Raw genomic sequence first — 19,447 nt, 5'->3', positions numbered from 1 at the left:
GGCTCACCACCGAGTTCACTCGGTGGGAGCGTGACTCATCGGCTACGCAGCGGTGCCCCGAATCATCAGCGCGTTCCCCCAGCCAGCCAGTCATGCGCTCCATTGAGGCAAGCTCAATGGGGGCGAAGAACGCGCGGTGCGTCGGTCGTGGCTAGCCAGCGAGTCATCGGTCCACCGACTCGAGGTCGGTGGAGCCGAAAACCGGTGCCTTCGGCTCTCCACTGACCTTGCGTCAGTGGGAGCACGACTAACCGGCTAGACCGCCGCGTCACCCAACCGCCTTCGGCTCACCACCGAGTTCACTCGGTGGGAGCGTGACTCATCGGCTACGCAGCGGTGCCCCGAATCATCAACGCGTTCTCCAGCCAGTGAGTCATGCGCTCCATCGAGACAAGCTCAATGGGGGCGAAGATCACGCGGTGTGGCGTTCCGTAGCTAGCCAATTAGTCATCGGTCCACCGACGCGAGGTCGGTGGAGCCGAAAACCGTCCGAACATCGCTCTCCACTGACCTCGCGTCGAATACCGCAAGGTTAAGGATTTGAGCCATTTTTTCCAATTGATCTGGACACGGAAGGGCTGTCCTGCGCTGGTGGTTTGCTTCTGAAGATTCCCATCAGGCAAGGAAGCCCAGTAATGCTAGCACCTCGAAAAGATGCTCCTCGATCTCGACCAGCTCGAGCTAAGCTCAACCGATCCAGTCGAACCAAGACACCCCAAGCCAATCGAAAAGCTCCCAAGAAGAAGCAATCGCTGAATGAGGTAAGAAGTAAGGTCAAGGCGATGTTGGATTCGGATGAACTTCTGTTACCAAAACTTTTTGATAATGCGTCGATCAATGCGATGCTGTCGGAGATTAGGCCAGAGACTGTGGTTCGTCGTAATCGTCTCTATACCATCCCGATTACGATTTCCCTATTCGTGCAACAAGTTCTCTCGAAGAATCGTGGATGCAAGGAAGTCATCACGCTGCTAAACAAACAACGCAAGCAGCAGCAACTCTCAGAAGTCAGCACCAATACAACGAGCTACTGCGAAGCAAGAATGCGAATCCCGCTAGAGTTGATCGAACGACTAAATCAAGAAACGGCTCGATTGGCGTTCGATCAACTACCCGCAGATTGGCGATGGCGTGGGCATCGAGTGTTGTTAGTCGATGGCCTAGTCGTCAATGCTCCGGATACGCCCGAGAATCAGAAAAAGTACCCTCAGCCGAGCTCCAAGCAAGCAGGCTTGGGATTTCCTCAAGTTCGCCTGTGCGTGTCGGTTTGCTTAACGACAGGCATCGTAACAAACGTTCAGTACGGGCCGGTGGAGGGGAAAAAGACAGGAGAAACTACGCTTTTTCGTAAAATGTTCGATCGTTTCCGGCCAGGCGATATCGTTGTCGCCGACAGTAACTTCGAAAGTTACCGGGACATGGCAATGCTTGCCGCACAGGGCGTTTATACGGTATGCGATAAGAAAGGGACGCGTACCTCACCCTTCACCGGACCGTACTCAAAGATTGAGGATAAGACCGTAGTCTTAACGCGGCCTGGATTTGACAGGTCGCGGTTCACCAGAGAAGAGTGGGAGAAGCTGCCTGAGACGATGCAAGTGCGCATAATCCGCTACAAGGTTGATGGTCGTAAATCCGAAGTGACCATCGTGACCACGCTACTGGACCAAGAAAAGTATCCAGCCGAAGCGATTGCGGAACTGTACAAGTATCGTTGGGAGTGCGAGTTGGATATCCGCTCCATCAAGTCGGTGATGGGGATGGACTGGTTAAGTTGCCACACACCCGAGATGCTAGAGCGTGAACTGATGGTCTATTTTTGTGCCTACAACATAATTCGAGTAACGATGTGTGATGCGGCGAAAATTGCTGACTGCAAGCCGCGGGATCTAAGCTTTAAGCAGGCCAAGGATTCGTGGCTCCATTTGGGACAGGATGGGTGTAAGATCAATGATCTAGCTTGGCTGCTGTCGTCGATCGCACACGCTCCGTTACGCAAACGTTCCCGCCCTAGCGAGCCACGAAAGATAAAACACCGAAACGCCAAGTACGAGAAACTCAAACGCCCTCGCGACCAAGAAAAACAAGCACTTTCACCTTAACCTTGCGGTATTCGACCTCGCGTCAGTGGGAGCATGACTGACCGGCTAGACCGCCTGGTCCACCCAACCGCCTTCGGCTCACCACCGAGTTCACTCGGTGGGAGCGTGACTCATCGGCTACTCAGCGGTGGTCCGGAGCGCCAACGCGTTCTCCAGCCAGTGAGTCATCCGCTCCATTGAGGCAAGCTCAATGGGGGCGAAGATCACGCGGTGCGTCGGTCCGTAGCTAGCCAGCGAGTCATCGGTCCACCGACGCAAGGTCGGTGGAGCCGAAAACCCGCATACTCCCTCTCTCCGCTGACCTTGCGTCAGTGGGAGCACGACTAACCGGCTAGACCGCCTTGTCCACCCAACCGCCTTCGGCTCACCACCGAGTTTACTCGGTGGGAGCGTGACTCATCGGCTACGCGGCGGTGGTCCGGAGCGTCGGCGCGTTCTCCAGCCAGCGAGTCATGCGCTCCATTGAGACAAGCTCAATGGGGGCGAAGATCACGCGGTGCGTCGGTCATTGCTAGCCAGCGAGTCATCGGTCCACTGACGCAAGGTCGGTGGAGCCGAAAACCGATGCCTTCGGCTCTCCACTGACCTTGCGTCAGCGGAGCCGTAAGTCGAACGGATGTGGCACTCTTGCTCGAAATAGAGTATCGAAAACGTTTAGCGGCAGTGGCTAAGTAAGAGCAAGATTAAGATTAAGATTAAGATTAAGAGTAGGAGTAAGAGTATTCGTTCACGGACTTCGACCTTGAACGGTTACGAAATCGCTAGGTAGTTTTACCTGACATTTGTCGTAGCTAAATCGATGCCGATTGGGCCTGTCGTTCCTCAGCACGTGCCAACCCGGGTATGAGAACAGAGTCAAGTAAGCAGGTTTCAGGTGTCAGACTTCAGGAACGCAAAGAGCAGGGAGCAAAGAGCAGGGGGAGCGCCCTTGGCGAGGGGGAGATGAGGTTGCTGGGGGAGGGGTATTTGCTGGGTAAGTTGATGGGCGGTGAGGGGGCTGGAGCCCTCAACGCAGGGCGTTGCCCATGCGGTTAAACGAAAAGAAGCAGGGCTTGTGCCTGCTTCGCTACTGTTGGGATCGCTGCTCGATGACTTAACGGTGCAACGCCTTGTTACGGACTACTTGCTTGCAGTCGATTTTCCGCCTACCGGGAACCCTGCAAGCTCTCCGGGACTCAACTCCCTAATCTCACCATTGGAGAGTAAGACCCAGCCTCCGGAATCAGGAGCTTTGGTCTCTCGAGCAACTTGTTTGGGTGGATTTGATGAGTCGAATTTGGCCCCGAGAAAATACTCGATCTTCTTGTCCCTAAGCATTGGTCCTGCATAAGGATAGAACGCCTCGTAGTTCGCCATCTCCGCAGCCGTCGATGGAACCTTTTCACCGGATTCTTCGAGCTGTTTGAGCATGGATGCGATGTCGTTCAGTCCCTGCTTTTCAAGGGGATCTTTTGAGGGGGGCCCCCCCTCATTCACCCCGCCACAACCTAGGAACGTAGTGACGCAAACGAGAAAAACAAGCATAAACGAAGGACGCATCCAATCACTCCTAATTAACTGCTTTGGAAGAAATCAACCGACTACGAAACGGTGACTCGTATCATTCTAGTCCAGTCCGCTCAAAACCTCACCACCCGCGCGACTTCCGAGAGCTTGCCAGACGAAGAAATCAACATTGTCGCTCACTAGAGAAACCGAGCCATCCGCTCTACCAACGTTAATTCCGCCTGAGTGGTAGCTAGAAGCGGCCATATGCTGCATGGGGTTGGTCAAGCTTAGAACACCACAGTTGTATCTTTGTTGGGCTGGGTTTTGGACTCTTCGGTTCCAGTTTGGCGGCAGCGTATGGGTATAAGTGCTGTTAAAAGGAATAAACAAGAAATATCTCAACCCTGTTTCCTTGATCTGTGCGCCGCTGGGAGCGGGAAGACATTGTGGGACATTGCGTCCATCGACTAGTTCAATACCAGCAAATACTGCTGATCTGTAGAAGGCTGTTGTGTTGTTGAAGATCCCCGTGCTGGTGGGCTCAACTGTACTTCGCATCACCTCAGCGAAGAGGGCGGTGTTGCTTGCTCCGTCAGTGATGTCTCCGAACTTTGCTCCGCGCGTCGGTCCGTTCTGGACTCGTGGTCTGGCAAAGATTCCGTCCATATTCATTGTGACCCCATTTGGACCGACGAAATTTGCACCGCCGTAGAGTGCGGCACCACCCATGCAGCCGTGATAATTCAGCCGGCCTTGTTGCGATCCTGTTATCGGATCGAGAAAAAAGATTGCAGATGACTCTGAGGGGCAAATAAAGCTCGGCACCTCAAACGACCTGGCGAGTGCGTTTGGTGGAGGTACTAAGGTCGAAGCGGGGATCGAGGCATGGATCGGTAAACCTGTATCCACTGTGTAATTTAGATCAAAAAGATCGCTCAATGCACCTTGCTCAATGTAGGGCAACAATGCCACTTGCAAACTCGCATTGGATGAGGCAACAACCCCAGGCGTGCCTTGAAAGAATCTCGTATGAACAGCGGGGGGAAAGAACTTGAGAGCACTCTCGTGATTGAGAGCAGCCAAACCAAGTTGCTTTAGATTGTTGGAGCATTGCATTCGACGGGCTGCTTCTCGGGCCGCCTGAACAGCCGGGAGCAAAAGCCCAACGAGAACGCCGATGATAGCGATCACCACCAGCAACTCAACCAATGTAAATCCAGATCGAAACTTTTTCATGATTGTTCGCAGGGGAAAAGTGGGGGAATGAAAGAAGCAGGAGAATCAGCTTTAAATACGACATTCGTGGCAGACGCCCATTGTCACAGAATATGAGCTACCTGCCTTCTGTATTGTACTTACAATTGAAGAAATATCCCGGTAATTCGTTTACGAATTAGCAAATCATTCAACAGCTAGGACGTGGGGAACTGGCACGATTAGCCAACCCAACACGACCTGTACCTCGCGGGAAACCCATACCCGCTATGATTCGAATACTTCAGAGTCATTGACAGTCTTTCGCTTGCGACGTCCCCAAAAGCCCGCTACTCCTGCCAAGCCAAGCAAGACGATTGACGATGGCTCCGGTACCGCTGCGAAATTCAGATTGACGTTGCTTCCGTCCACAGACCAACTGAATTGGCTCGCAGTAACGTTCGGGAACCCTAAGAAATCTCCGGCTAACGTGATACCATCCTGATTGAACGTGCCAGTTATTGAATTCGCTGAAAAAATGGTCCTAGTCCAGGGAACATTTTCGTTGAAAGAACCAAGATCTAACTTCAAAACACTCGCGGTATTGTTCAGCGACAAGGCACCTGTAACCACGACAGTGTCGAAATCGCCAATACCGATGCCTGTGAGATCCCACTGAAATACCGATCCGCTTTCGAAGTTCAAGTTAGCGATAGATTGTGTACCAACAGCATTTAGCCCGTTTCCAGGACTGTATGTTGTCCCACTTGCGACGGTTAGGCTTGTAGAAATATTTGCTAGGCCTGAAACAGATCCACCAGTAGCTAAGATCCCCCCCCCAATCGACTGGGAGCCGTTACTACCGAAAATGACTTCTCCAGTGCCTGCATCAACCGTTAAACTAGTGGCAGTTACGGCGCCGTCAAACCTGACGGTACCAGAATTGGATCCGACACTTATGGTTCCTGTGTCTACGCTGCCGTCAAACCTGACAGTACCAGAATTGGATCCAACGCTCACATTTCCTGTGTTTACGCTGCCGTTGAAATCTATCAAGCCTGACGCATTGTTAACGGTAAGGTTATTGCTGCCTCCCGTCCTGGCAACATTACCATTGAAGGTCAAAGACGACGAGTTGCTTTGATTATTGATTGTTAGAGCCCCGGTTCCGCCAACATTCGCGCCGAAGGTTTGGTTTGCTGCAACCGCCGACTGAACAACAATAGAACCACCCGAGGCGATTACGACCCCTTGCCCAGAGGAGCCAACGGTGTAGGACTGTGTCGTAAAAGTTGCAAGCGGATCATTATAAAATATGATTGCGCCGGCGGACCCTGTCGTGGGTATCGTAAGGTCGAAGTTACCTACATCTACCGCCGAATCACCATTGCCAAGTCCGACAATCGTGGTGTTGTTCGGGACCGAACCTCCCTGCCAATTGAAAACGGGAAAGCTGCCAGCATTCGTCCAATCTCCACTAGTCGAGCCGTACCAGCGGGTATCAATAGTTTGTGCATCCAAATATTCTCCATCGCAAAAAAGAAACAGGATAACAGCAAACCAAAAAGCATATAGACGCATGGCGATTTTTCCCTTAATGAGCATGGTTGGGGGTGAAAGGATTGCATTGACAGTTGAGGATAATCGTCGAGTGGACTAAATGCAACGGTTTTGGGTTAAAATTTACCTTCATTTCCGATTTTATGTTCGGAATACAATTCGTGATTTTCACAGGGATTTTTGAGTACTTTTTTGTGGCAGCTTAGGTGTCGGGCGGGACGCATACATGAGGAATTGAGGTGGGCTCTTCATCATGCCCGTCGTCACTAAGAGCGCACCACCCGGAAAAGAGAGTGTAATGACCCGAGATCTACGGCGATGTGCAATGCGAAGGGAGTCGGGATCAGGGAGATCGCCCTTGGCGAGGAGGAGTGAGGTTTCTGGGGGACGGAGATTTTCTGGGTAAGTTGATGGGCGGTGAGGGGCTGGAGCCCTCGACGCAGGGCGATGCCCATGCGGTTAAACAAAAAACCAGATCTTTAATACGTGCCACCCATCTTTCGGAGGGTGCGTTCCTCGGGGGACCCTGCACGGACCGCAGAGGGATGCCGGGGGGGGCGGATTCGCCGCGATCCTGAGACTTTGTCTCAATAAGCCTTGATGGCTTCTGGCATTCGGCTACACTTATGGTAGTTGAACTGGAGATTTCAAAGGATTCAGAAAGCCATGGCACGAGAAGAGCAAATTCTAGCTGTTGTCGAAGGAGATAATCCTGGCGAGCGTTTGGTGCTCGCTCTCGATCCAACTCACCATGAAAAGCCACTAATTCTGAGATCCGAGTCGTTCAGCACCGATGTCGGCTGGTTCTCACAAAGCTCCATGCGGTTCTCCCGATCTGAACTTAACGGCTTAAGAAGTGTGCTCGGCATCCCTCAAGCCCCTGCGTGCTCGCACTCCTCGCGTGCGATTTCTGATTACCAATCTGACACCGACGCACCACGGATATTGTCGATGGCTTCGTTCCGACGTGCGTAGTGCTTGCCGCTAACGCGGGTGCCTAGTGCTTAGTTGAACTTCAAACTTCATCATGCTTTCCCTCGTTACAAGGCTCCTGCCTCAAAGAGAAAGTCCTCAGTCCAGCGTCTTTAGCCTTTAGTCTTTAGCCAAACCCATCAACCATCAAACCGTTCCAGTTAGTGGTAATTACTGCTCCGAAGCGGTTTTCCGGCTTCTTCTGGTTAATGGCAGCGAAAGAAAGAAGAACACTAATCGGCACTAATCGGGAGCCGCATGCTTACTTCGTAGTGTTTTGTGTCTTAAGACTGGGTTCGCGAGCAGGGTGTCGCCTTTGGCGATGGAAACCGGAACTATCGAGTGAGGGAAATTGCTCGGTGGAATGATGGTCGGTGAAGTCGCTGGAGCCCTCAACGCAAGATCGTTGGTCCCAATCGTTTACCGCGTGGGCAACGCCCCGCGCTGAGTCCTCCAGGGGAGTAGCAGCTTAATCTCCAGCAGATTCAAGGAGGCCAAAAGATTAGAAATCTAACCTTTTTAGTTTGTTGTTTCCTGTCGAAAGATGTAGGTCAAAAAATGGGATAGACATCTTTCGCCCAACATTTTTTGTCAGCTCTGGGTTTGGGGCAGTAGCAGCCAGATCTCCAGCAGATTCAAGGAGGCCAGCAGATTGTAAAAATTCGTATCGCGAAGCCAATAGTAGCGGAAAGGGGGGGAAGAAGTTTGAAGTTTGAAGTGTGAAAAAATCGTTTAACCGCGTGGGCAACGCCCCGCGCTGAGGGCTCCAGGGGCGGGTTATGATAGCGACTCAGGGTATAGACACTTGAGCGGTGCCGTGAGAGCCGGGTTGGAACGGTCAACGCAGGGCGATGCCCGTGCGGTTAAACAAGCCGCTGCTCCGACTCGGTCAGTGGCTCCAAGCTTTTTATCTGCTTGTGCAACACTTCAACATCCGCATCGGAGGCGTCGAGACCTAGTGATTTTCGATGCAAAATGCGCTGCTCCAAGACTCGTACGTCGTTTCGAAATTCCAATATTCGAAACGGTATATTCATCGTTTGTGCCAACGAAGAAAATCGCTTTCTATCGGACTCCTTCAGAAACGTCGCATCTACCAAAACCGAGAAACCGGCCAGCAGCAATTCCCGAGAAAGACTCCATAACGATCGATAAGTCGCTTCGGTGGCACTGGTGCTATACAACCCCGCTTTGATATCCCGGGCCGCCGTCGCACTGGAAGCGTCGGACAGATCTGTCGTTTTTGGCTCGAGATATGACAAGTGAAACAACCGCTTTCGCTCAATGTCCGACCTCAAACGAATCATCCCATGATCCCGAATAGCCCAGCGACTTCCGGTGGTTTTACCGCTGCCACTCAGCCCATGGGTGATCCAGAGCTCGCGGGAATTACCCTTCGTAAACTCACAGGCTAACTGAAGATAATCGCGGGCTAGATCGATTTCACCTTCGCGTTTTTCGTCCGAGTCGCCCCACTGAGCCGCTCGCATGACGGCTACCTTTGCTCGCACCATCGCTCGGTAGACGAGGTACCATTGGAACACAGACAAGCCATGATAGTCGCCTGATTCTTCAAGGTATGCGTTCAGGAGCATCCAAGCCAAGCCGCTATGTTTTCTTTCGAGAAGGTCCATCACCAAAAATGCGATGTCACTCATCGTGTCGATGCAGGACAATTGGTCGTTGAACTCGATCCCGTCGAACATGGTCCAGGAATCGCGAAAGTAGACCACATTGTTGCAATGTAGATCGCCGTGGCACTCTCGGATCCATCCGAGCTGCTCGCGAATAGCAAACCGTTCCTTCAGTTCACCCCACTGCTGATTCGTCCAGAGATCGACTTGTGCCAAATCGGCACTATCTGCGAACGCGTCTGTGTGAGCGAGAGCAGCAATGTTTTCCAAGGCCCGTTGTCCAATGGCCGCGACACCTCCAGACCGTTCCCCGGTTACCTTAGGAGCATCAGCATGAAACCGGGCGATACTTTTACCCAACTGCTCCACCTCGGTTTCTGTAACTGTGGATTGAGCAAGTCGTTTACTCAGCAGTGATTCCGAGGAGAAGCGACGCATGCGAACGGCAAAGTCAATCGGCGGTGCATCACCGTCGACCCGAAGCTCACCCTCCTCCATCGTAATGGGCACGACGTCAATATAGAGTTCGGGGGCGAATCGCTTGCCGAGATTCAGCTCGGCCACACAAGCAGCATGGCGTTTTTCGAGTGAACCATAATCCAAAAAGTCGTTAACCAGCGACTTTTTCAGCTTGTACGCGAAGTGCCCTGCCAGAAACACCATCGAGATGTGGGTCTCAATAAGCTCGACCGGCGTATTCACACTGTGAGGATAGGCCGAGGGGACGAGAAGCAATTCCGTTTTTCGATCCATTCATCCTCTCGCAATTCTGACTAATGGCCCGCGAAAACCGTCTGTTCAACTTGCAAGTAGCTTGCGTGTAACCAATACGATGACGACCGCCAAGATACCGGTTAGAATCCAAAATTGTCGCTCCGTCAACAAATACTTGTTGGCCTTTGGTTTCGGTTCTGGGGTCATGATGTGCTCCTATCTTAGTTAGCTTGTTTCAAGTCGAACAAGACCTTTCCGTCTCCGACAGTCGAGCCCCACGCCCGACCTACAAGAAACAGTGCAAATCGCGATCCAAAACGTCGCAAACGTAAAAAATCGTTTAACCGCATGGGCATCGCCCTGCGTTGGATTTCGTTTAACCGCGTGGGCATCGCCCCGCGCTGCGGCCTCCAGGGCAATTTCAGCTCAACATCCAGCAGATTCAAGGAGGCCAGCAGATTAGTAACTAACCCCATTTAAATTTGTTGTTTCCTGTCGAAAGATGTAGGTCAAAAAATGGGATCGACATCTTTCGCCCAACATTTTTTGACAGCTCTGGTCTTCCGTCGCCAACGGCGCCCCCGGCTCGCTTCGCATTGCCGTACGACACCGTACGCCTTGCGGCCTTACGCTAACATTGTGACAAAACGGGATATTCGGTGGGGGCTTGAGTCCCACTTTGTCACATCGCGTCGCTCGATCGCTGAAGCTACAATCGTTACAATGATGACGAGATCCGGCACTTCTCGCTGATGGCCGCCGCAAACGGGTCCTACCCCTCCCCAGCCACGCTTTCGCGGGCTGCCCCTCCCTAAACGAAGTTAGGGAAGGGGCAATTTGGTGACGATCAGCGAAGAGTATCGATTTTTCCCCCTTCCAATCCTAAAAACCGTGCATGAATGCCCTCTCCGATAAGAACAAACCCGAAAGCCACCAACCGAAAGGCCGTCCTAGCTATTTTCTGTCCGATCTGCACCTGTTTTCCAGCCGCTCCACCGCACCAGCTTACGAACCGGACATTCGACGCTGTGCACAAACCGCCCACACGATGATTCTCGGAGGGGACATTTTCGACTTCAAATGGAGCCGCTTCGCAACCCTCAAAGCCTCAATTCGGGCCGCTTCGGAGTGGGTCGAGGATCTCGTAGCATCCCACAAAGATTGTTCGTTCTACTATCTGCTCGGCAATCACGATTCCCATCCCGACTTTGTTCTGGAATTGGATCGCTTGGCCTTCGAGCACTCAAACCTCGAGTGGCAACCCCACTTGCTCCGTCTCGGTTCCTGCGTCTTTTTACACGGCGATGTGATCGATGGCGGTTTGGAACACCGCGAGGTGGATGCCAGACGGCGCAAACACGAAGACAAACCGTTGCCGATGACCTACCGACACTGGTTATACGATGCTGCCGTCCAAGCCAAACTGCATTGCTTGGTCGCCAATGTGGCACGTAGGCATAGTTGGGTTCTGAAGAAGGTGCATCGCTACTTGGCCGAACAAGGACTGGGATTGTCATCAGGAGTTCGAGATATCTATTTTGGCCACACCCACCGGCCGTTGCGATCGGTGGAGTATCATGGCCTAAGATTCCACAACGGTGGGGCATCGATACGAGGCATATCGTTTCATATCATCGAGACAGGGCTGACCGATCCCTTGCTCCTTCGCGAAACACAATAAATATGGACACATTGATCGAGTCGCTGGAGAAGGATCCTCCTCTGTTTTGGACTTGGGTCATTCTACTCGCCCACATTCTCGTCACAGGTTTGTTCGTGATACGAATCATCATGAGCAACCGATCCGTGGGTGCAACCCTCGCATGGATCGCGGTCATGTTCTTGTTTCCCGCCCTGGGGCCTGTAACCTATCTTATGATCGGAGAGCTAAGGCTGGGGGCCAAGCGGGAGAAGCTAGTCAGAGGGCTACGAGGGGCAACTCGACGACGATACCATGCGCTGGAACGTCCCGACCTACGGGTCGATTGGCACGGGCCCCACGAAGACTGCGAGATGATAGCCCGGGCCGCACATAGAATGTTCGACGTACCAGCGTTGCCAGGCAATCGATTCGTTTTGTTCGACACCTGGCAAGCCGTGTTCGACAGATTGATAGAAGATATCGAAAGCGCCCAAGTCAATTGCGACATGGAGTTCTACATCTGGCATCATGCCGGACGTGTCCTGGAGGTCGCACAAGCTTTAGAGCGAGCGGCTGCGAGAGGAGTTATCTGTCGGCTGCTCCTCGACGATATCGGCAGCAGAAGCTTTCTCAGGAGCGCGGAGGCCAGAGCGATGCGCAAGGCAGGAATACAAATTCAGTCGGCACTTCCGGGTGGCTTTTGGAGAATGTTGTTCGTACGATTCGATCTGCGGCTGCATCGCAAGATCGTATTGATCGACGACCAAGTGGCATGGACGGGAAGCCTCAATATTGTCGATCCACGCTTCTTCAAAAAAGAAGCGGGGGTCGGGGAATGGATCGACGCCATGACACGAATCGAGGGGCCAGCAGTAGAGTCTCTCGCCGTCACATTTCAAGCAGACTGGTACATCGAGACCGATTCGACCGGCCCTGATTTACCAGATGTGACGGGGGACCAGCCCATAAGAAAGGTAGGCTCGACGATTATTCAAGCCTTACCGTCCGGTCCAGCTTATCGCGTAGAGGCGATAGAGCGGTTGCTCATCACGGCGGTTTACACCGCCAAGCGAGAGCTGATCATCACGACACCTTACTTTGTGCCGAGCGAAGCGTTGCAGATGGCGTTAGCTTCGGCGGCGTTGAGAGGCGTTAAGGTGATTGTCATCGTCCCGGCGAAAGTCGACTCATTGCTAGTACGTTGGGCGAGCCAAGCGTTCAAGAACGAGTTGATGCAGTCCGGGATTTTTATAGCCAAGTTTTCGGGCGGATTATTGCATACCAAGAGTGTAACGATCGACGGACACGTCAGTTTGTTCGGTTCGCTGAACATGGATCCGCGTAGTTTTCGGCTAAATTTTGAGATCACGTTAGCCGTTTATGATACGCAGTTCACCAGCAATTTGAGGCAGATCCAGCAGCGGTATTTAGATCGATCCGAGATCATCGACGCCACCCAATGGTCCAAGCGTCCATTCTTGACCACATTTGGAGAGCGAGTCGCCCGCCTCATGGGCCCCTTGCTCTAGCAATCGTTTATCCCGCAGAGGATCTTGTTTTCGTTTATCCGCGTTGGGCAACGCCCCGCGCTGGCTTTCGTTTAACCGCCCCGCGCTGGTTTTCCAGGGGCAGATGATGTATGTCTCCAGCAGATTCAAGGAGGCCAGCAGATTAGAAACTAACCCCATTAAAATTTGTTTTTTTCCTGTCGAAAGATGTAGGTCAAAAAATGGGATCGACATCTTTCGCCCCACATTTTTTGTCAGCCCTGAGGTTGGGGGAATAACAGCCAGATCTCCAGCAGATTCAAGGAGGCCAACAGATTGTAAAAATTCGTATCGCGAAGCCAATCGTAGCGGAAAGGGCGGAAGAAGTTTGAATTGTGAAGAAAATCGTTTAACCGCGTGGGCATCGCCCCGCGCCGGATTTTGTTTAACCGCGTGGGCATCGCCCTGCGTTGAGGGCTCCAGCGCCCTCACCGCCAACAAATCTACCCAGCCATCTCACTCCGCCGGTGCCTTTGTCTTCCGTCGCCGAAGGCGACCCGGCTCGCTTCGCATTGCCGGACGACACCGTAGGCCTCGCGGTCTTACGCTAACATTGGTGGTATTCATCCCTGCGAGCGGAGCCCCTCCACGGTCGAAGCGACTTGCCCTCCCGCGGGCGGAGGGTGAATAAGTTGCAAGGCGGGAGCCTTGATGCATCCCGTTACAAGGCAGAGCCTTGTAACGAGTAAAATGCACCTGGCTTGCCCAGGTGATGTTTACGCTTCTCGCTACATAAACCGTTCCCAACCCAATCCAAGAATGCTCCTGGCTTGACCAGGAGATCGTTATGCTCCCGGTACAGATTATTAGGAACTGCGTCGCTGGCCGGAAACCTAACGATCCGCCGATCAAGTCGGCGGGATTCGATCGGCATGATGGGCGAGCGTTTATTTTGCGAGAAACCTCGGCTAGCAAGCATCGCGCCGCGACGGCCTTCGCTCACCATGGACCTTGTGTCCGTGGAAGCATGACTCGTTAGCTATTCGGTCATTCCGTCCATCGACGCAAGGTCGATCGTGAATCGTTCCTTACCACCCATCGCACCTCTCCTTGGTAGTGGGTTAACCGCGTGAGGTAATACCATCGCGTCCTATCTCAATGAAGCGGCTAACTCGCATCTCCTGAATTACTTGAGGGATCAACGGGCGGAACAGTTCTTCAAGTTCCCGATTAGATATGTTTCCAGTCGATATCAGAATCAGTTTCCGTGGAGTGTTGCGCAAGAGATGAGAGTCGACGAAGTCAGATCGCTTGAAGTCTTCGCGTCTGTGCGAGACGGGCAGCATAAGCCAGGACCGCCCGCAAATCATCTCGCTCCAAGTCTGAGTAGTCGGCTAGGATCTCATCTGTCGTCATTCCAGAGCTCAAAAGCTCCAGAATCATCTCGACGGGGTACCGTAACCCCCGTACACAAGGTTTCCCATGACAAATAATGGGATCTATTGTGATTCTGGTGAGTAAATTTTCCATACGTTCATAATAGCTCAAAGACGAATCGCGTCAAACACAGCCCTTCGTTAAGCCATGTCACACTGACACCAGGTCAGTCGAAGCTAAAACGCAACCCGCTCACCACTGAGCTCGTCTAAGTGGAAGCATGACTCCTCAGCTAAGCAGTCATTCGGTTATGTGTAAGGGGTAAGGGGCAGGGGTAAGGGCTGAAGACTGGAGCCTGAAGACTGAAAGCTGATCGTCCCCCCCTCCCCGAGCTGACGCTCGCCCCTCCCCGAGGGGAGGATGAAGGTAAGGATTTACTGAAGACTGGAGCCTGATAACTGAAACCTGACCTTCCCCCCCCTCCCCGGACGAAGCGTCCGACCCTCCCCAAAGGGAGGATAAAGTTACCTGAGCACGACGCTTTGCGGCCGCCCTACCATTCCAAAACTTTTTCTTCCTTTGGTTCCGGCACGACGCTCGTCACCGTTACCTTATTTCGTTTCAGATCATCGATTTGCGTGGCCATACGCCGCAAAATAGCGGCGATCTCAGTTCCCGCGTCCTGACCTAGATGTACGGACAACGCCTTGCTCGTCTCAAAGCTTAGATCTAATTCTCGACTGCTCATGATGCATCCCTATGTTGTAGGTCTAAATTACCGTTCCGTTCACATTAATACGAATCAAACCAATGTCTAGCAATAATTAGCTACTTCATCGTACAGGAAAATCCATCCGATTCCTGTTGATCTTTCTATAGGGGTCAGGATGGCCGGTTTGGGTAATCCTATTTCCGGAGATAAGCCCTAGTATACGCCAGCGCTTCACCCAGGAAGGCTAGTGCGGCGTCAGTGTCTTGGTCAGAGAGATCTTGTGGCGATTTTGATGTGATCAATGTTTGAACTTGAAATGCAACCCCACCGAACAATCGCGTTCGAATAGCTGGGGACAATCTACCCTTAATTCTGTTATAGAGCGAGTTAATCAAATCCCACTCTCCTGGTGGCTCGAGAGTCTCCGCCCGAGCATCGACCAATGCAAAAGCTAGGGTCCCTAAGACCCCAGTAGGATGTCGCATTTTGACTAATACTCCTTGTAACGGTCGATTACCTTCACCGTTCGATGGCAGTAGGACAACTTTTCTTTCGAGTGTTTTCCACCCTGCGTTTTCGTAACAGCGCGTAAGTTCGTGCCATCCTGGAAAGGCCTGATCAAATGAGACGGTCACCTCGTTAGCGCCATTACTAAAGATCCATACATCTGACCGTTCTCCAAAGTCAGCACCGCGTTCGCGGTTTTCCTGTCGGTAGGCAGTCATCTTTAGGCCGAGCATTTCCGATGCCATCATCTCTTCGGAAACATTGCGAATCGGATTTCCAGAAAAAAAGGAGATGCGATCTCGGTTCGCAGCGTAGGCAGAAACCGAATCCCAAGCTTGTGCCGAAAAGATCACGATAGCAAAAGCTGCCAAGCAGATGGTCGTTTTCGTCGGCGCAAGAGCGAGGGACCGAATTCTCATTCGGTTCGAAACAGCGACATGCTTGTCAGCGTCATTGTCTTTCACCTGGCTTGTATCAAGCAGAACGTTTATCCCCGCGTCGAAGAGAAAAATGAGCCCCAGACCGAGTAGCATCAGCAGATAGCCCAAGCTGTCATGGAGTATTCCAGTGGTTAGGTCGAAATTAAAATAGTAAGCGGCCAATACGATCGCGAGAATACGCAAGCTATTCGTCAAGAGGGTCCATGCGATTGTAGAGCCAATCAAAATGCCTGCGTGCAAAACGTTTCGACGCTGATATACCGAAAGCAGTCCTGTAAAAGCCAGATACAGAAACATCGACTGGACCCCGCTGCAAGCCTCAGCCACTCCTAATTGTCGCCCCGGTATAGAGATGATAGTACCCGTATTCAAGTGCATGACACTAAGAGCATCAAGCGTATAGCTAACAATGGAAGTGCAGATTCGCTGTAAGTATCCCGTGAGGACAACATCTCCCGTCAAGTTCGGGGTGTAGGGAGGCTGCCAAAGAAGAACCAAAGGCACGATTAAAGCAATGTTGCTGCGTCCTGTCTCCTTGTCACGCGTCGCGAGCAATACCGATGCGCTGCCTAGCAAAAAGCCAAAATAAGCTATCCATGACGAGGAAAAAGCGATAGCCAAGCCCCCCACGAAAAGTGAAGTCGCAAGAATGGTGAGTATGGCTCGTTTTTTTCCTGGAGTTACCGAGGCCAAGCCCCCCCATCGTTTCCAGAGTAAAAACGCGCTTGCCAGCAAAGCCAAAGGAAAGAAGTCGTAATGTGAGTAGCCACGAAGATTATTGAAGTAAAGAATGACGTAGGGAACGTGGCACAGTACGAACAGTATTGCGAAAAACGGGACGCGTGATTCGCGTGGCGACGTCTCCTCACCCTCTTGAGGGCCGGTTCGAGGCGAAACAGATAATGAATCGTTCATGAAAAATTAATAATCAAGGGCATCTGTGAATTTGAATACGACAAACGTCTACGAAAAGGAAATCTCATAATTATAGTGCATCCAAGAAAACAGCATATGAAAAATCGCCGGATTAGCTTGCGGTCGCAACGCACTGCATTTCCAACAATAGCGGTACGGGCGAAAACCTTCCGGTAGGTCGTCAGCCCCCTTACCGCCCATCAGCATACCCAGCCATTTCTCTCCAACGGTGGTTTGGGTTTCGTCGCCGGAGGCTACTTCCGGTACGCTTGGCTTTGCCGGATGACACCGTACGCATTGCACCGTTACGCTAGCAACCCCACAGCTACATCAGTCGGGGCATCGCACGAGGACGTTCCTGCGACTTGCAATAGAATACCCTCATCCGATCACCTAAACGCTTTCCCTAACGGATAATTAACATGACGCACTCGCCAACCAGGTCCAACCAGCCCCCTTTATACCATCATACTCCACGCACACTGCATCGGTGTTTAGATTTAGTTCGAGTTCGACATCCACCCCGGTTAGATACCATCCAATGAAGGTGCTGTCCACGAGTTGTCGCGAGTAATGCATCGCTAGACGCTTTTCTCGGAAACCAAAAGCAGGACAGTACCAACTCTCGCATAACTCATAACGACAGTTCGAAGTGAATCGCAAGTTTCGCTTTACCCCGGTCGAAGCCGATTCCAGTAGAAAACCATCATCCGTGGGATGAGCCTGGATACCAGGCGCAAAGTGTAAAAAACCATCCAATGAATGCCCGGACGGAATCGGAGACATACACCAATCTAAAACGATCAACGTACCGCGTTTATCCCAGAAAAAACCTCTACATAAATCTCCGAATCCTATCTGCTGATAAGAATCATGTTTTCCAATCCGGCACGCGAAGTCTTCGGACTCCGACCGAGTTACCGACTTAACCCTACCTCGATCGCCCATTCGAAATTTGCTCCAAACGTCCGCGTGGTTCAGCATGGAAATCGTTGCAACGTTGTGCGCAACAGAGCTTCGGCAATAGCTACGTATGAGGGAGTCTTCGTAATCAAAATTTCCTGAATCAACAATCCATCGTTCTGGCCCGACAGACAGCTCAAAGTTCATTAAGTCGCAATGTCCATGGGCGGGAAGACCGGTGGTTGCTAACTCACCCATGTCTGCAATCAAGGTAAGGAGTTCCTTCTCATTTCCGAACTTGACGACATGATAAGGCGTTCCCGAATAACCGTCCGTGCTTTCCTCGGCCCTCACTCCGCATAGCATGGCAAGTTCTCTTACATGAGCAACGCTGGGAGATTCATAATGAACGCTATCACCAAAAAGTGGCACTTCCAGATCCGGGTGAAGCAGGGACTCGGAAAAAGAAAACATGCGATGACAATAGGTTCGCAATTCATCCCGAATATCAAGCTTTCTAACGTCGGCTAACTGCAGGACACGCAGCAAAGATGCCAATACATGCAAATGGTAGACGGGAGACCGTTCAAAATGCTCCCCGTGGGGCAATACCTGTTTCCTGATCTCAGACATCAAGGTCGCAGTTGTTTGTGGTAATCGCCTCTCAGAAGCCGGTGAATCATAAATCAAATCGTAAGTTACTAATGCGGTTAGATTCTCCGTGAGGTGATTCCCACCCAAATCCGTTTCCAACGATCGGAATAGATGAGATGCCTGCATGGCTAGAGAGTGTTCTAGTGTCTTCCTTAACGCGGTGTTTGATACGAACGCGACATGCAGATTGAGCCAAGATATGATTCGCCTGGAAATACAGTACGGATGCCAAGCATCGTGAGATCGGCTTGTCATCTCAGGTGAAAACTGACTTAGCCACCCCTCTAGTAATCGAAGAATGATTCGCTCGATTTCCGCCTGCTCCGACGAACCGTCTTGCTTGTCTGACCACGCGGATTGTAAAAACTCATGATAGTGAAGCTGAAAACTCCAGAGGTGAGTCGGGCGCGTAGGTTGAGAATTCAAACTCCAATCCCAAGGATTCCCCATAAAGCGTCGTTCGTTCAACAGAACGACTTCGCCATCATTCAGGCGACTTTGGCTATGAGAGAGGTGTTGGCGTTGGTGTTTTAGAGCTAATTGGGCGATCTTTTCATAGGCATTGAATGCGTCAGAATTGATCTGAAAATCTTCTGTAGGAATCGATCCGATTGGTCGCGATCCGTACAATTTGCGTTGTAGGGTAGAATACGCTCGTTTGGCTAATTGTTGCCACGAATAGTGTTTCGCAATCGAAATGAATCGCCCGAGATATCGCAATATCGATGGTGAGGGATGGGCCTGTTGCCAAGCAACTTGCTCTAAGTCGTTCATATTAGTTTTTTTGAGCGCGGTTACTGACATAACGCAAGTCGGGCTTCGATCTTAACTTGGGCCGGCGACAAGCTTCATTGCAATGGATTCGATTGGGTAATTATTGCGATGGGTAGCTGTTGAGCTTATTGACCTAGCTTGTAGAAATGCCCCACGCTTGACGTGGGGAATGTTACGTTTCTCGCTAAATAGGTGGAGACTCTCCCCGCCCCTCATCCATGTTCGGCGGTTTCGCCGCCGAACATGGATGAGGGGTGAGTTATGCGAGTCATTACTTAGCGAGAAACGTGAAGCTACGCAGGGCAGGCCCGCATTTATCCACTATCCCACGGCCCGAATTAAGATCAAAGCCGCAAGTCGATGCAAGCGCTA

General features: G+C 51.8%; 15 protein-coding genes. 4 read left to right on the top strand and 11 right to left on the bottom strand.

Going from position 1 to position 19,447, the window contains the following annotated elements; all coding sequences use genetic code 11:
- Positions 1-635: 635 nt before the first annotated feature.
- Positions 636-2,102, top strand: coding sequence for an IS4 family transposase (locus tag SH449x_RS01495; protein ID WP_482379547.1), 1,467 nt, complete (start codon positions 636-638; stop codon positions 2,100-2,102).
- A gap of 1,119 nt (positions 2,103-3,221) precedes the next feature.
- Here SH449x_RS01495 and SH449x_RS01490 read toward each other — a convergent pair.
- The 3 genes from SH449x_RS01490 to SH449x_RS01480 all read right to left on the bottom strand — a co-directional run bounded on the left by SH449x_RS01490 (position 3,222) and on the right by SH449x_RS01480 (position 6,365).
- The gene (locus SH449x_RS01490) at positions 3,222-3,641 is read right to left on the bottom strand and encodes a hypothetical protein (protein ID WP_482379546.1); all 420 of its coding nucleotides are present in this window, start codon (positions 3,639-3,641) and stop codon (positions 3,222-3,224) included.
- A gap of 66 nt (positions 3,642-3,707) precedes the next feature.
- A complete protein-coding gene (locus SH449x_RS01485) occupies positions 3,708-4,826 on the bottom strand; it encodes a DUF1559 family PulG-like putative transporter (protein ID WP_482379545.1) in 1,119 nt (372 codons plus the stop codon).
- 246 nt (positions 4,827-5,072) lie between these two features.
- The gene (locus tag SH449x_RS01480) at positions 5,073-6,365 is read right to left on the bottom strand and encodes a PEP-CTERM sorting domain-containing protein (RefSeq protein ID WP_482379544.1); all 1,293 of its coding nucleotides are present in this window, start codon (positions 6,363-6,365) and stop codon (positions 5,073-5,075) included.
- Positions 6,366-7,010: 645 nt separating this feature from the next.
- On the opposite strand from SH449x_RS01480, the gene SH449x_RS01475 reads away from it, so the two are divergent.
- Positions 7,011-7,319, top strand: coding sequence for a hypothetical protein (locus tag SH449x_RS01475; protein WP_482379543.1), 309 nt, complete (start codon positions 7,011-7,013; stop codon positions 7,317-7,319).
- A gap of 860 nt (positions 7,320-8,179) precedes the next feature.
- Here the strand turns inward: SH449x_RS01475 and SH449x_RS01470 are convergent.
- The gene (locus tag SH449x_RS01470; protein WP_482379542.1) at positions 8,180-9,703 is read right to left on the bottom strand and encodes a bifunctional aminoglycoside phosphotransferase/ATP-binding protein; all 1,524 of its coding nucleotides are present in this window, start codon (positions 9,701-9,703) and stop codon (positions 8,180-8,182) included.
- A 45-nt stretch (positions 9,704-9,748) separates the two neighbouring features.
- A complete protein-coding gene (locus SH449x_RS01465; RefSeq protein WP_482379541.1) occupies positions 9,749-9,871 on the bottom strand; it encodes a hypothetical protein in 123 nt (40 codons plus the stop codon).
- Between the two features lie 688 nt (positions 9,872-10,559).
- Between SH449x_RS01465 and SH449x_RS01460 the strand changes: the two genes are divergently transcribed.
- Together SH449x_RS01460 and cls are read left to right on the top strand one after the other, a co-directional pair.
- Positions 10,560-11,345, top strand: coding sequence for a metallophosphoesterase (locus tag SH449x_RS01460; RefSeq protein ID WP_482379540.1), 786 nt, complete (start codon positions 10,560-10,562; stop codon positions 11,343-11,345).
- Between the two features lie 2 nt (positions 11,346-11,347).
- A complete protein-coding gene (gene cls / locus SH449x_RS01455) occupies positions 11,348-12,835 on the top strand; it encodes a cardiolipin synthase (RefSeq protein WP_482379539.1) in 1,488 nt (495 codons plus the stop codon).
- Positions 12,836-13,514: 679 nt separating this feature from the next.
- Here the strand turns inward: cls and SH449x_RS01450 are convergent.
- The 6 genes from SH449x_RS01450 to SH449x_RS01425 all read right to left on the bottom strand — a co-directional run bounded on the left by SH449x_RS01450 (position 13,515) and on the right by SH449x_RS01425 (position 19,075).
- Positions 13,515-13,727, bottom strand: coding sequence for a hypothetical protein (locus SH449x_RS01450; protein WP_482379538.1), 213 nt, complete (start codon positions 13,725-13,727; stop codon positions 13,515-13,517).
- Between the two features lie 187 nt (positions 13,728-13,914).
- Positions 13,915-14,139, bottom strand: a complete 225-nt coding sequence (locus SH449x_RS01445) for a DUF5615 family PIN-like protein (RefSeq protein ID WP_482381867.1) — start codon at positions 14,137-14,139, stop codon at positions 13,915-13,917.
- Positions 14,096-14,323, bottom strand: coding sequence for a DUF433 domain-containing protein (locus tag SH449x_RS01440; RefSeq protein WP_482379537.1), 228 nt, complete (start codon positions 14,321-14,323; stop codon positions 14,096-14,098). Before SH449x_RS01440 ends, SH449x_RS01445 begins: the two co-directional genes overlap by 44 nt.
- Before the next feature lie 400 nt (positions 14,324-14,723).
- Positions 14,724-14,918, bottom strand: coding sequence for a hypothetical protein (locus SH449x_RS01435; protein ID WP_482379536.1), 195 nt, complete (start codon positions 14,916-14,918; stop codon positions 14,724-14,726).
- A 158-nt stretch (positions 14,919-15,076) separates the two neighbouring features.
- Complete coding sequence (gene xrtU / locus SH449x_RS01430; protein WP_482379535.1) at positions 15,077-16,744, bottom strand: exosortase U; 1,668 nt, start codon at positions 16,742-16,744, stop codon at positions 15,077-15,079.
- A gap of 417 nt (positions 16,745-17,161) precedes the next feature.
- On the bottom strand, positions 17,162-19,075 hold the full coding sequence (locus tag SH449x_RS01425) for a heparinase II/III domain-containing protein (protein ID WP_482379534.1): 1,914 nt from the start codon (positions 19,073-19,075) through the stop codon (positions 17,162-17,164).
- Between the last annotated feature and the right edge of the window lie 372 nt (positions 19,076-19,447).

It is taken from the genome of Brakhagea baltica, from assembly GCF_052161605.1.
GTDB lineage: Bacteria > Planctomycetota > Planctomycetia > Pirellulales > Pirellulaceae > JBKCUI01.
This window is presented reverse-complemented; position numbering and strand designations above follow the sequence as displayed.

Excerpts from the sequence above, each read along its gene's own strand:
- SH449x_RS01495 (WP_482379547.1), top strand. The coding sequence starts at position 636 with ATGCTAGCACCTCGAAAAGATGCTCCTCGATCTCGACCAGCTCGAGCT.
- SH449x_RS01490 (WP_482379546.1), bottom strand. The coding sequence starts at position 3,641 with ATGCGTCCTTCGTTTATGCTTGTTTTTCTCGTTTGCGTCACTACGTTC.
- SH449x_RS01485 (WP_482379545.1), bottom strand. The coding sequence starts at position 4,826 with ATGAAAAAGTTTCGATCTGGATTTACATTGGTTGAGTTGCTGGTGGTG.
- SH449x_RS01480 (WP_482379544.1), bottom strand. The coding sequence starts at position 6,365 with ATGCGTCTATATGCTTTTTGGTTTGCTGTTATCCTGTTTCTTTTTTGC.
- SH449x_RS01475 (WP_482379543.1), top strand. The coding sequence starts at position 7,011 with ATGGCACGAGAAGAGCAAATTCTAGCTGTTGTCGAAGGAGATAATCCT.
- SH449x_RS01470 (WP_482379542.1), bottom strand. The coding sequence starts at position 9,703 with ATGGATCGAAAAACGGAATTGCTTCTCGTCCCCTCGGCCTATCCTCAC.
- SH449x_RS01465 (WP_482379541.1), bottom strand. The coding sequence starts at position 9,871 with ATGACCCCAGAACCGAAACCAAAGGCCAACAAGTATTTGTTGACGGAG.
- SH449x_RS01460 (WP_482379540.1), top strand. The coding sequence starts at position 10,560 with ATGAATGCCCTCTCCGATAAGAACAAACCCGAAAGCCACCAACCGAAA.
- cls (WP_482379539.1), top strand. The coding sequence starts at position 11,348 with ATGGACACATTGATCGAGTCGCTGGAGAAGGATCCTCCTCTGTTTTGG.
- SH449x_RS01450 (WP_482379538.1), bottom strand. The coding sequence starts at position 13,727 with ATGCCGATCGAATCCCGCCGACTTGATCGGCGGATCGTTAGGTTTCCG.
- SH449x_RS01445 (WP_482381867.1), bottom strand. The coding sequence starts at position 14,139 with ATGCTGCCCGTCTCGCACAGACGCGAAGACTTCAAGCGATCTGACTTC.
- SH449x_RS01440 (WP_482379537.1), bottom strand. The coding sequence starts at position 14,323 with ATGGAAAATTTACTCACCAGAATCACAATAGATCCCATTATTTGTCAT.
- SH449x_RS01435 (WP_482379536.1), bottom strand. The coding sequence starts at position 14,918 with ATGAGCAGTCGAGAATTAGATCTAAGCTTTGAGACGAGCAAGGCGTTG.
- xrtU (WP_482379535.1), bottom strand. The coding sequence starts at position 16,744 with ATGAACGATTCATTATCTGTTTCGCCTCGAACCGGCCCTCAAGAGGGT.
- SH449x_RS01425 (WP_482379534.1), bottom strand. The coding sequence starts at position 19,075 with ATGAACGACTTAGAGCAAGTTGCTTGGCAACAGGCCCATCCCTCACCA.